Annotated in this window: 10 protein-coding genes; 4 read left to right on the top strand and 6 right to left on the bottom strand. The window is 47.7% G+C overall.

All coding sequences use genetic code 11. The features are described 5' to 3' along the window. Window positions 1-298 precede the first annotated feature (298 nt). The 4 genes from trpC to trpE all read right to left on the bottom strand — a co-directional run bounded on the left by trpC (window position 299) and on the right by trpE (window position 4,295). Window positions 299-1,102, bottom strand: a complete 804-nt coding sequence (gene trpC / locus ACRJJO_RS12090; protein ID WP_431065987.1) for an indole-3-glycerol phosphate synthase TrpC — start codon at window positions 1,100-1,102, stop codon at window positions 299-301. Next, complete coding sequence (gene trpD, locus ACRJJO_RS12095; protein WP_431065988.1) at window positions 1,099-2,133, bottom strand: anthranilate phosphoribosyltransferase; 1,035 nt, start codon at window positions 2,131-2,133, stop codon at window positions 1,099-1,101. Before trpD ends, trpC begins: the two co-directional genes overlap by 4 nt. Before the next feature lie 87 nt (window positions 2,134-2,220). Beyond that, the gene (locus ACRJJO_RS12100; protein WP_431065989.1) at window positions 2,221-2,811 is read right to left on the bottom strand and encodes an anthranilate synthase component II; all 591 of its coding nucleotides are present in this window, start codon (window positions 2,809-2,811) and stop codon (window positions 2,221-2,223) included. Beyond that, window positions 2,808-4,295: an anthranilate synthase component I gene (gene trpE / locus ACRJJO_RS12105; protein WP_431066050.1), complete on the bottom strand. Its 1,488-nt coding sequence runs from the start codon at window positions 4,293-4,295 to the stop codon at window positions 2,808-2,810. Before trpE ends, ACRJJO_RS12100 begins: the two co-directional genes overlap by 4 nt. Window positions 4,296-4,621: 326 nt before the next feature. Here trpE and ACRJJO_RS12110 point away from each other — a divergent pair, with 326 nt between their 5' ends. Then, window positions 4,622-5,509 (top strand): fumarylacetoacetate hydrolase family protein, encoded by an 888-nt coding sequence (locus tag ACRJJO_RS12110; RefSeq protein WP_431065990.1) that lies wholly within the window; start codon window positions 4,622-4,624, stop codon window positions 5,507-5,509. Between the two features lie 190 nt (window positions 5,510-5,699). On the opposite strand, the gene ACRJJO_RS12115 is transcribed toward ACRJJO_RS12110, so the two are convergent. Both ACRJJO_RS12115 and ACRJJO_RS12120 read right to left on the bottom strand, forming a co-directional pair. Next, a complete protein-coding gene (locus tag ACRJJO_RS12115; protein WP_431065991.1) occupies window positions 5,700-7,154 on the bottom strand; it encodes an ATP-binding protein in 1,455 nt (484 codons plus the stop codon). Next, window positions 7,154-7,813: a response regulator gene (locus ACRJJO_RS12120; protein WP_341327105.1), complete on the bottom strand. Its 660-nt coding sequence runs from the start codon at window positions 7,811-7,813 to the stop codon at window positions 7,154-7,156. The genes ACRJJO_RS12115 and ACRJJO_RS12120 overlap by 1 nt, the downstream gene beginning before the upstream one ends. A gap of 601 nt (window positions 7,814-8,414) precedes the next feature. On the opposite strand from ACRJJO_RS12120, the gene hemW reads away from it, so the two are divergent. From hemW to ACRJJO_RS12135, 3 genes are all read left to right on the top strand, one after another. After that, on the top strand, window positions 8,415-9,560 hold the full coding sequence (gene hemW, locus ACRJJO_RS12125; protein WP_431065992.1) for a radical SAM family heme chaperone HemW: 1,146 nt from the start codon (window positions 8,415-8,417) through the stop codon (window positions 9,558-9,560). A 60-nt stretch (window positions 9,561-9,620) separates the two neighbouring features. Further along, on the top strand, window positions 9,621-10,262 hold the full coding sequence (gene pyrE, locus ACRJJO_RS12130; RefSeq protein ID WP_431065993.1) for an orotate phosphoribosyltransferase: 642 nt from the start codon (window positions 9,621-9,623) through the stop codon (window positions 10,260-10,262). A 144-nt stretch (window positions 10,263-10,406) separates the two neighbouring features. Then, window positions 10,407-12,347: a dynamin family protein gene (locus tag ACRJJO_RS12135; protein WP_431065994.1), complete on the top strand. Its 1,941-nt coding sequence runs from the start codon at window positions 10,407-10,409 to the stop codon at window positions 12,345-12,347. Window positions 12,348-12,350 lie beyond the last annotated feature (3 nt).

Raw genomic sequence — 12,350 nt, forward strand, 5'->3', positions numbered from 1 at the left:
TTTTGACATCAATTTTTGAAAACTTGGCTTGCAATAAACGAGGAGTCCATATATGGGTATATCTAAGATAGTTAACCATAGACAATGAGTTATGGAATTTAGGTGCTGGGTGAATGCAGATTTCGCAGGAGCAAAAGTCGGCCCTGTCGCCGACGCCTGCCGGTCGAGCAACCGCCCCCTCTTCGCAGCCAGCAGCGTTTCGCATATCGAAAAATTAGATAAGGAATGCAATATTGCGAACTTTCACAGTAACAAAGCTATACGATGCCTCAGTAAAAAGGGAGATAAAACAGCAAATCTACGGCAATTCAAACAATTCGCGCATTTTTTGGCCCGGGCTTGGCGCGCGCATGAAGGCTTCGCCGACCAGGAAGGCATAGATGCCGTGGTCGGTCATCAGCTTGACGTCTTCCGTTGTATGAATGCCGCTTTCGGTGATGATGATGCGGTCTTGCGGTATTTGTTCTTTCAGGTCCAGCGTCGTTTGCAGCGAGGTTTCGAAGGTCCTCAAGTTACGGTTGTTGATGCCGATCAGCGGAGTGTCGAGCGTTAGCGCGCGTTGCAGTTCGTCCACATCGTGGACCTCGACTAGAACGTCCATGCCTAGTTTTTTCGCGGTGTTAGCGAGTTCATGCATTTGCTCGTCTTCGAGCGCGGCGACGATCAGCAAAATGCAATCGGCGCCTAAGGCACGCGCTTCGAAGACCTGGTAAGGGTCGATCATGAAATCCTTGCGCAAGACCGGCAACGGACAGCGTTCCCTAACCATTTGCAGATAGACTTCGCTGCCTTGGAAATATTCCTTATCGGTCAGGACCGACAGGCAGGCGGCTCCGTTCATCGCATAATCCTGGCCGATCGCGACCGGATCGAAGTTTTCGCGAATCACGCCCTTGCTCGGCGAGGCTTTTTTGACTTCAGCGATGATCGCGGGTTTCTTTGCAGCAACCTTGCTTTGTAGCGCGGCTGCGAATCCGCGCGGGCTTTCGACGCCGCCTGCGATTTCACTCAGCATATCGATCGTCGTGTTCAGCTTGCGGCGTGCGATTTCGTCGGCTTTGGTATCTAGGATTTTTTTTAGAATATCGGGAGTATCGGTCATGATGATTCGCTTGAAGTGAGCGCGTTGGAAAATTCGATGAATGTATTCAATTTCGCTTTTGCCATGCCGCTTTCAATGGCTATTTGAGCTTTATGCACACCGGAATGTAAGTTGTCGGTCAGGCCCGCCGCATAAATTGCCGCACCGGCATTGAGCGCGACGATGTCTCGGGCAGGTCCCGGTTGATTGTCGAGTGCCGAGTAAATCATTGCTAGACTGTCTGCGGCACTATCGACCGCGAGTTCTTCCAGATTGCCTCGTTTGAGACCGAATTGAACCGGCGTGATCGTGTAGCAATTGATGTTGCCGTTTTTCAGTTCCGCCACCGAGGTCGATGAGGCAATGCTGATTTCATCGAGTCCGTCTTCTGCACTGACCACGATGACATGGTGGCTGCCGAGTTTTTTCAGCACTTCGGTCATCGGCCGAACCCATTCTTTTGCATAGACGCCGATCAATTGATTCGGTGTCTTAGCCGGATTGGATAATGGACCCAATAAGTTGAATAGTGTCCGAACGCCCATTTCTTGGCGAGGACCGACCGAATATTTCATCGCGCCGTGATGTTTCGGTGCGAACAAAAAACCGACGCCGACTTCATTGACGCAGCGGATGACTTGTTCGTGGCTTAAGTCCAGGTTGACACCGGCCGCTTCCAGCACGTCAGCACTGCCGGTGCGGCTGGAAACCGAACGATTGCCGTGTTTGGCGACTTTGCCTCCGGCTGCCGCAACGACGAAAGCGCTGGCCGTCGAAATATTGAATGTGTTTGCACCGTCTCCTCCAGTTCCGCATGTGTCCACGACATGCTCGCCGCTGATTTCAATGGTGTCGGCTAATTCGCGCATCACTTCGACAGCAGCGACGATTTCCTCGATGGTTTCTCCTTTGCAGCGTAACGCAATCAAGAATGCGGCGATTTGTGCATCGGTCGCACCGCCGGTCATGATAATGCGCATCACATCGCGCATTTGCTCGTGATTGAGATTATGCTTGGTTAGGAGAGCATGTAGAGCTTGTTTGAGATCCATAGTGTTTGGCTAATATTCTCGTCGGTAGTTGGAAATCGGATCAATGAATCGTTTATTTTACGAATTTTACCGTAGGATAAGCTTCATTTATCTGTCCAAAAAGTTTCGCAGCAGATCGTGGCCGTGTTCAGTCAAGATCGATTCCGGATGAAACTGTACGCCTTCAATATCAAATATTTTATGGCGGACGCCCATGATTTCTTCGATATTGCCGGTTTCGTCCTGAGTCCAGGCCGTGATTTCAAGGCACTCCGGCAGCGTGGCTTGATCGATGACCAATGAATGATAACGTGTTGCGGTAAACGGGTTGTTCAGTCTTTTGAATACTCCAATATCGTTGTGATAAACCGGTGATGTTTTACCATGCATAATGCTTTTGGCATGGATGATGTTGCCTCCGAAAGCATGTCCAATACTTTGATGGCCGAGGCACACGCCTAGAATCGGAAAACGACCCGCGAATTTCAATATCGCTTCGACCGAAATTCCGGCCTCGTTAGGTGTGCAAGGCCCCGGAGAAATGACGACTTTATCGGGCGCCAGGCGTTCGATGTCTGTCACGGTGACTTCGTCGTTGCGTACGACCGTGACATCGGCGCCGAGTTCGCCGAAATATTGCACCAGGTTATAAGTGAACGAATCGTAATTATCGATCATAACCAGTTTGACGGCGCTCATGATTGTTCTCCTTCCAAGCCTGCCTCGGCCATGCTGACGGCTCGGAATACGGCTCGGCCTTTGTTCATCGTCTCTTCCCATTCGTTAATCGGCACCGAATCGTAAACGATGCCGGCGCCTGCTTGAATGTGCAGGGTTTTATCCTTGATCACAGCGGTGCGGATCGCGATCGCGGTATCGAGATTGCCCGACCACGCGATATAACCGACCGCGCCCGAATAGACGCCGCGCTTGACCGGTTCCAGTTCATCGATGATTTCCATCGCGCGGATTTTCGGCGCGCCGCTAACCGTGCCGGCCGGAAATGTCGCAGCCAAGACATCGAAGGCGTTTTTGCCTTCTTGCAACTCTCCAGTGACGTTAGAGACGATATGCATGACATGCGAATAACGTTCGACGATCATTTTGTCGGTCAATTGCACGGTGCCGGTACGCGAGACGCGGCCAGCGTCGTTGCGGCCGAGATCGATCAACATCAAATGTTCGGCCCGTTCTTTCGGGTCGGCAAGCAGCTCCTGTTCCAGGTCAATATCTTGCTCGTGCGTCGCGCCGCGCGGGCGGGTTCCGGCGATCGGACGAACAGTGACCGTGCCGTCTTCGAGGCGTACCAAGATCTCCGGAGACGAACCGACGATATGAAAATTCTCGAGATTTAGAAAATACATATACGGCGAAGGATTCAGACAACGTAACGCGCGGTATAAATTAAGCGGCGAGGCGCTATACGGGATCGACAAGCGTTGCGACAGTACAACTTGCATGATATCGCCGTCGACGATGTATTCTTTTGCTTTCAACACGGCTTGTTCGAAACCTTGTTGCGTGAAGCCGGAAACGAAATGCGATTCCTCGACTTGTTTCGGCGCTTTGTGAGTTTCGGAACGCGCTTTTTGTTCTCGTAGCCGGACTGCCAAATCCTCCAGGCGATTTACGGCGTCTTGGTAAGCATTGTCTTGCTCGGGGTCGGCATGAGTCAAGAGCAGCAGTTTTCCGGATAAATTATCGAAGACCAGTATTTCTTCGGACACCATTAGTAATATGTCGGGCGTGCCAAGCGGGTCCGGTTTGTTCGTCGATTTGAGTCGAGGTTCGATATAGCCGATGGTTTCATAGCCGAAATAACCGACTAGTCCGCCGTTGAAGCGTGGCGATCCTTCGATATCGGGGACTTTGTAACGATCTTTGAATGCTTCGATCCAGACCAGTGGGTTTTCATGAATCAATATTTCAATGGTTTCGCCGTCTCGTTCAACCCGGATTTCATTGCCGATAACTTTAACGACAGTTCGACAAGGCAAGCCGATAATCGAATAGCGGCCCCACTGCTCGCCGCCGTGTACGGATTCGAATAAATACGAATAGGGACCGTCGGCCAGTTTTAGATAAGCGCTGAGCGGCGTGTCCAAATCTGCGAGAATTTCCCGGCTGATCGGGATTCGGTTGTAGCCTTGCCGGGCATGCTGTTTAAATTGTTCGGGTGTCATTGTGGTTGTCAGCAAAAGTTGATGACGCACGGACGGGTCTTAAAACGAAACCGTCCTTTCGCCGGTCGGCACATTATATATAAGAATAGGCGGCGCTTCTAAGGTAAAAGTAACGGTTTAGAAAATGCCGGGTTGAATAATGGCGTCAGGCTCATTCGTGGTAGAAGCCGACATCCTTGCTAGCCACACCCATACCTTCTTAAAGTTAGCCATTTTTTGAGTATAAAGGGACTAGGTTGAATGGACTAAAACCAATGAGACGTGTTTTCCTTATACCGGATCATTTAAAATTAATGTCTCATTACAATGGCAGGACGAAGCAAACGATGAAATTAATTACTTTTACGCATAATCGGCAAACACGAATTGGTGCTGTCGTTGACGATGAAGTCGTCGATGGTTTCGGGGGCAGTGCGCTTCCGGCCTCGATGAGCGAATTTCTGAGTGCTGGAACGTCGGCATTGGAGGCGTTGCAAAAACTCATTGATTCAGGTTCGCATCGCCTGCCATTTACAGAGGTAAAAGTGCACGCACCGGTGCCGAGACCAGGTAAATATTTGGCGATTAGTCTCAATTATGCCGAACACATTGAGGAAACCGGTAAGGAAAAACCCGAATACCCGACATTTTTCAATAAGCAAACAACTTGTGTAATCGGTAGCGGTGAAACGATTCATCGGCCTAAGGTATCGGAAAAACTGGATTATGAGGGCGAGTTGGCATTTGTAATCGGCAAGCGTTGCCGTCATGTGCCCCAGGAACAAGCGCATCAAGTCATCGCTGGTTTCACGATCGCCAACGATGTGTCGGTTAGGGATTGGCAGGCTCGTTCGCCTACGATGACGCTGGGTAAATCATTCGATACACATGGCCCGCTCGGGCCATGGCTAGTCACGCCGGATGAAATCATCGATCCGCATAATTTGACGATCAAGACCTGGGTTAATGATGAATTACGTCAAAACTCCAATACTCGGCACATGATTTTTAATTGCTATCAAATGATTGCTTATTTGAGTCAAGTAATGACGCTCGAGCCTGGCGATGTCATTGCAACCGGCACGCCGTCGGGTGTCGGCGTTAAAATGAAACCGCGAGGTTATTTGAAGTCTGGGCAAACGGTTCGCATTGAAATCGAAGGTATTGGCGAGTTATGCAATACGGTTGTCGAAGAGCCTAAGGATTTCGTGAAAAATAACTTCCTGGAGTTATGAGCTTTGTCGAGGGTTTAGTAGCTCGCTTGGCAGGCCCAGCCCTAAGTTCCGTAGTCCATTGGCTATCGCTAACTATTTTGAGTAATTAAGGTGCTAGGCCTTTAACGGGCACCCCGGTACCGAATTTTGATCTGCGATGGGTATATTTATGACCAATCCCTAATGCTATCGAATGCCGATAAGCGATGCCTTATTTTTTTAGTTGATGCCAAGCATAAGGCGGCTTGTTAAAAAAATCCGGATTGATGTTTGGGGCAACCGGGTAATCGGTTTGTGGGGCCGGAAAGAGTAACGCGATACTCAAGCCGCCAAAGCGGGATTGAGTCATCTGTAATTCGGCATGATGCAAGACCGCGATTCTTTTTACCATTGATAAGCCGAGACCGCTGCCCTGGGTATGGTTGGCGGTTTCGACGCAACGGTAAAAACGTTGATACGCATTTTCGAGCTGTTCGGCCGGAATGCCCGGCCCCGAGTCTTCGACACATAAACAAGGGCGGTTTGCTTTAGCGGTTAGGCTGATCAATATTTTGCCGCCTCTTGGGGTGTATTTGATTGCGTTATCGACAATATTTCTTATTAAGATCGTGATGAGTAACGAATTAACCATGACCAAACCGTCTGTGTCGTTATCAAAGCCCATGGTAATTTGTTTTTTATGAGCCTCCGGCTCCATTTCGGCAATGATTTGAATAATTTCATTGCTCAATTTGATTGGTTGTTTTGTCAAATAACTGGGATCCGATTCGATGCGCGAAAAAGTCAATAACTGTTGAACAAGACCGGTCATGCGTTTCACTGCTTGTTCAATACGGCTTAATGCTTGTTGTCGGACGCCGTCATCGGTTGTTTTTATCGCGACTTGGGCTTGAGTCAACAAACCGGCGAGAGGAGTTTTAAGTTCATGCGAAGCATCCGCAGTAAAGCGCCGTTCGTTTTCAAAGGCTTTCTCAAGCTGGATGAATAAAGTGTTCAAGGCCTCGACTACTGGTATGATTTCAGTTGGAAGCCAGCGCGTCGATAATGGCTTCAGGTAATTAGCCTCACGCTTCGCTAGTTGCCGTGCCAGGCGATTGACCGGTTTGAGCGAGCGGCCGACAATGATCCAAATGACCAGTCCGAATAAAGGCAAGCTGATCAATAATGGTTTGATCAAATGATTGGCGATTTCGTCTTTCAATTCCTGACGGATATCGTCACGTTGACCGACATGAACGATATATTCGTCTTCATCATTGGAAACGCTGAAAACATGCCAGGTATGTCCCGCTACCTCGGTTTTGGTGTAGCCGTTTGTCGAATGCGACATCGGCTGCTTGGGTGCGGTTTTCGACCTTAAAATCAAGCCCTCGGTCTTATCGATCAATTGAAACGATATTTTTTTACGTAATTGCGTGAGTTGCTGGTCGGGTAGCGGCGTTTTTTCAGGGCTGTCTAAGTCCCACAATTCATTCAGAGAGCCTTTATAGAGCAATTGTCCGACGAACGAATATAAAGCTTGAGCCGATTGTTCGAGTTCCGCATTGAATAGTTTTACGACTTCATCGCGTGTGACTTTATAACTAATATATGCCGTAACGGCCCAGATGACTATCGTTGCCGAAAGCAATGCAAACAGCAGCACGCCTTTAAGTGAGTAACGCATTAATTCTCATCGAGGATGTAGCCGACGCCTCTGACCGTGCGGATGTAATCCGAGCCTAGCTTTTTGCGCAAATGGTGGATATGCACTTCGACAGTATTGCTTTCTATTTCAGAACCCCAGGAATATAAGGCTTCCTCGATGCGTGCCTTGGAAACGACCTTGCCGATATTATTCATTAAAAAATTTAAAATGCCGAATTCCTTTTGCGATAAATTAACCGGGGTGTTATGGACAGTGACGGTATGCGCTGCGGGATCCAGCACGATGCCTTTGTGTTCGATTTGAGAGACGCTTCGCCCCGCCTGTCTTCTGGCTAGTGCTCGTAGGCGGGCGCAGACTTCCGATAAATCGAACGGTTTAACAACAAAGTCGTCGGCGCCGCTATCGAGTAAAGTAACTCGATCGTCGATGCCGTCCCGCGCCGTTAAGATCAAGACCGGAGTTTCATCTTTTCGTTTTCTGATCTCGGAAAGCAGGTTTAAGCCGTCCATACCCGGCAGATTAAGATCCATTACAATCAGTTCATAACTGTTGGATTTCAGTGCTTCATCAGCTTGCGCGCCGTTCCTAAGCCAATCGACGGCATAGCCTTCCATCGTTAGGCCGGCTTGTATGCCGTCGCCCAGAATTTCATCGTCTTCGACCAATAATAGTCGCATAGTGTTACCAATAATGATACGTTGATGTTCAACAATTCGTTTAAAAATCAATCCTTTGCTAGAGCTTATTTGTTATATATCTATGTGCTCTGCTCCCCAAACTTGATCGCCGCATTGGCCCACCTGCTGCATCGATGCAAGCGCTCCGTTTTCGTGGGGGTATGACGGGCTTGTGTCTGACTGGAAGTGGAAAATATAGGAACACATTTTGGAAGTTTTGATGGATAATCGAATTCGTTGTAATTATACCCATCATCGTAGATCAAAATTCGGCGCCGGGGTGACCGTCAAAGTATGGCGTGAATGTCGATTTTGCAGGAGCAAAAATCGACCGAACACCGCGGCGCCTCTTTAGGCACTACCGATATTTGAAGTGCGAAAGGTATAAGACGTCAACGACCCAAGTGCTTTCCCTATCCCATAACATACTCTTTAAATCTATCAGCATCAATTCCGAAAGCAGCTTCGTCAAAATGCCATATTTATTGCTTAATTATCGCTGCTGAAACTGTGAATGTTAAACAAGACTAATTTCTCGCCAGGCAAAAGGGAAAGCGAGCGTTTACAATAGTTTCGATGTTAAAATATCTCATCTTCCATATTGTGCAAAAAAATCTTGCCGTCGATAAGTTTATATATCCACATACCTTGGTGCATCAAAAAATGCCCCTATTGCGATTTCAATTCTCATGCGGTCAAGGCTGAGTTACCCGAAAAACGCTATATCGATGCCTTGTTGCAAGATTTGAGTCTCGATTTGACGCGTTTTATTGTTCGACAGCCCATTGAGACGATATTCATTGGCGGTGGAACGCCCAGTTTGTTTTCACCCGAAGCGATCGATCGATTGCTTTGCGGTATTAGGCGTCAAACGCGATTAGCCGAAAATGCCGAAATTACGCTCGAAGCCAATCCGGGTACCTTTGAAAGTGGTAAATTCGCTGAATTTCGAGCTATCGGGATTAATCGATTATCGATCGGGGTGCAAAGTTTTAATGATGCACAATTAAAAAAATTGGGACGGGTTCATTCGGCGGCGGAGGCGATTCAATCGGCGGAAATTGCGCAACGTGTCGGCTTTTCCAATTTCAATCTAGACTTAATGTTCGGTTTGCCGGAAATTTCCGGATATAGCAGCTTGTCCGATATTCGTACCGCCATAGATATCAATCCGACTCATATCTCCTTTTATCAGTTGACGTTGGAGCCGAATACTTATTTTCATAAGTTTCCGCCGCAACTGCCGGGAGAAGAAAGTATCTTTGCCGGGCAAATGCAATGCCAAGCACTGTTAGAAAGCGCGGGCTATTGGCAGTACGAAATTTCCGCTTACAGTAAGCTGGGCGCTCAGTGCCGACATAACCGCAATTATTGGCAATTCGGCGATTATCTAGGGATCGGCGCAGGTGCGCACGGTAAAATGAGTTTGGCGTTGCCTTTCGAGGTTTATCGTAGCGTTAAACCTAAAAGTCCCGAGTTGTATATGCACACCCTTGGAGAGGAAAAGCCCGTTTTGTGCGAAGCCGATAATCTTCCTATTGAATTCGCGATGAATCATTTCCGACTTAAGGAGGGTTTTACCGAAGTACACTATCGAGCCGCTACGGGATTGAGTCTCGACAGCCTGCAACCGGGGCTTGAGCAATGTATCGCACAAGGCTTGGTCGATTTTACGGATGGTCATTACCGTTGCTCCGAGCACGGTTGGAATTTTCTCGATACCATCCTTGAAAAATTCATTCGCTGAATGATTATCCTTTAGGATAATTTATAACTTATCTTTCAAACTATTACATAAAGAAACGCGATGCTTGATTACCAAAAAGAGTTTATTCAGTATGCCCTGGACTGCGGCGTGCTCAAATTCGGTGAATTTCAATTAAAATCGGGGCGTATGAGTCCTTATTTTTTCAATACCGGATTGTTCGATACCGGTGCGAAATTGGGCAAATTGGGAGAGTTTTACGCGCGGGCCTTGCTGGAGTCCAAACTAAATATCGATATGTTGTTTGGCCCGGCATATAAAGGCATTCCGCTGGTTAGTGCGACTTCGATCGCTTATGCTCGAATAACCGGAAGAGATATGCCGTTTGCATTCAATCGCAAGGAAGCCAAGGATCACGGCGAGGGCGGAGTGATCGTCGGTACGCCTTTGTTCGGGAAGGTTCTGATTATGGATGATGTGATTACGGCTGGGACGTCTGTGCGCGAGTCCGTCGCCATTATTAACGGAGAGGGTGCTTATCCTGCGGGAGTGCTTATCGCGCTGGATCGGCAGGAAAAAAGCCCGGATGGGCAATCCGCTACACAAGAAGTCAGAAAAACGTATGATATGCCTGTCCAAAGTATCGTTTCACTCGAACAGATTATTGAATATTTGGAAACTGTTCGGGATCTAGGCTATCCAGTTCATGAAATTATCGAATACCGCAAACAATACGGTATTTAAAAATAATTGTGCGTGACTAACAGATTCAACGATATGGTCTACACTTACCCGCATTACATCGTTATACTTCGTTCGCTACGGTTGCGTGAAAGACTCAAGCGACCTTATCACCTTGCAGACTAATGACCGAAAAAAAGGCCAGCCATGAGGAACCCGGAATTTAAAGAACAGCTGCATGAATATTCGCAGTGGCGCAGTCAGTTGATACAAGCGATTGAAATGTATCAAGAATGGCGTATCCGTTATGGGATGAACGATGTTCATAGCACCGGGACAATTTTGAATATCCTTAATGGCTTAGAATCGGACCGCGTTACGCTGGCTTTTGTTGCGGAGTTTTCGCGCGGCAAAACGGAGCTGATCAATGCTTTGTTTTTTGCCGAAACCGGTGTCCGATTGTTGCCTTCAACCCCTGGTCGGACAACGATGTCGCCCACCGAAGTATTTTATGACGAAGAGGGAGGCAGTTATATTCGTTTGCTGAATATAGAAAGTCGCTTAGAAGATATTTCGCTGGCCGAATATAAAAACAATCCCGCTCGCTGGACACAAATTGATTTAAATTTCGATTCTCCGACGCAAATGCAAGAAGCATTTAGAGAGTTGATCGCCACCAAGACCGTGCCAAGGGATGTAGCGGATAAATTGGGATTATGGAACGAGCGTGAAGCTGCCGAGCAAGGGGTCGTTAATCCTGAGACCGTTGAAATTCCATGCTGGCGCCATGCATTAATCAGTTTTCCGCATCCGTTATTGAAGGAAGGGCTTTGTATTCTGGACACGCCGGGCTTAAATGCATTAGGTACCGAGCCTGAGCTGACGTTGAATATGCTCCCAAGTGCTCAGGCAATCATATTCGTCCTAGCTGCCGATACCGGAGTGACTAAAAGCGACTTGGAGATGTGGCGTAATCATGTCTGTAGCGCTAGGGGCGGGAGAAAGCATGGGCTGGCTGTCGTCATGAACAAAATCGATTCGATGTGGGACGATCTAGCCGGTGAGACGGGTTATGACGCCGCCATAGAATCGCAAATTAGCACATCGGCCGGAATTTTAAATATCGACGAATCATCAATCTTTCCGGTATCGGCAAAGCAAGCGCTGCTGGCGAAGGTAAAATCCGATGACGTGTTGCTCGAGAAAAGCCGGTTATATTCCTTGGAAAAATATTTGTCCGAAGACATTCTGAAGCAACGACGGCAAATATTACTCAGTACGATTAAAAAAGATATCGGTTTTTTGGTGGGCGAATCGTCTAATCTTACCGACGGTAAGCTAGCCAATGCGACCAAGCAATTGGAGGAGTTCAAGAAGTTGGACTTTGAAAACCATGAAATGACCGAAAAGTTGATGGCCGAAACCCGCGACAGGCAACAGCATTACATGGTTAATGTCGAAAACTTTCAAGCTAGCCGTAAGGTTTTTAGTGTACAGGCAAAAATCCTGATTGACTCGTTTGCCAAGGAGAAAGTCGACGAGATCATCCGGCAGACTCGGGAAGATATGACCAAGAGTTTAACGACTTACGGCATGAAGCAGCAAATTCGTAAGTTGTTCGACGATTTACGGGACTTATTGCAGGATGCAGTCGATACGACTAATGAAACGCGCCGTTTGGTTAAAGCGATTCATAAAAAGTTTCAGGACGAATACGGTTTCAAGGAAATCGAACCGCAGCTTTTCTCGATTAAGCAATACCAGTTCGAATTAGAACAGATCTTTGAAGAAGGCGAAGCATTCCGGACCAGCGCAAAAACCACATTGACCGAACAAAGCATTGTAATTAACAAGCTTTATAGTACGTTAATTAGTAAAGCGCGAAATATTATGAAACATGCCCAAAAAGATGCCGCCGCCTGGAGTAACAGCGTGTTGACACCGTTGATGCATCAAATCAAGGATCATAAAAAACAGATTGAAGGGCGTTTGCAAATGCTAAGGAAAATTAATGAATCCAAAGGAAGCGTTGCCGAAAATATAGCGATTCTGGAGCAAGAGCTAGAGCCGTTAAAAAGACAGCGAAGCGAATTGGCAACGATCATCAAAGCGATGCAATTGGATATGTCTGCTGGTAGTGAACAGTGAGAA

Origin of the sequence: Methylotuvimicrobium sp. (assembly GCF_050611805.1) — a bacterium.
GTDB lineage: Bacteria > Pseudomonadota > Gammaproteobacteria > Methylococcales > Methylomonadaceae > Methylotuvimicrobium.

Excerpts from the sequence above, each read along its gene's own strand:
- trpC (WP_431065987.1), bottom strand. The coding sequence starts at position 1,102 with ATGACCGATACTCCCGATATTCTAAAAAAAATCCTAGATACCAAAGCC.
- trpD (WP_431065988.1), bottom strand. The coding sequence starts at position 2,133 with ATGGATCTCAAACAAGCTCTACATGCTCTCCTAACCAAGCATAATCTC.
- ACRJJO_RS12100 (WP_431065989.1), bottom strand. The coding sequence starts at position 2,811 with ATGAGCGCCGTCAAACTGGTTATGATCGATAATTACGATTCGTTCACT.
- trpE (WP_431066050.1), bottom strand. The coding sequence starts at position 4,295 with ATGACACCCGAACAATTTAAACAGCATGCCCGGCAAGGCTACAACCGA.
- ACRJJO_RS12110 (WP_431065990.1), top strand. The coding sequence starts at position 4,622 with ATGAAATTAATTACTTTTACGCATAATCGGCAAACACGAATTGGTGCT.
- ACRJJO_RS12115 (WP_431065991.1), bottom strand. The coding sequence starts at position 7,154 with ATGCGTTACTCACTTAAAGGCGTGCTGCTGTTTGCATTGCTTTCGGCA.
- ACRJJO_RS12120 (WP_341327105.1), bottom strand. The coding sequence starts at position 7,813 with ATGCGACTATTATTGGTCGAAGACGATGAAATTCTGGGCGACGGCATA.
- pyrE (WP_431065993.1), top strand. The coding sequence starts at position 9,621 with ATGCTTGATTACCAAAAAGAGTTTATTCAGTATGCCCTGGACTGCGGC.
- ACRJJO_RS12135 (WP_431065994.1), top strand. The coding sequence starts at position 10,407 with ATGAGGAACCCGGAATTTAAAGAACAGCTGCATGAATATTCGCAGTGG.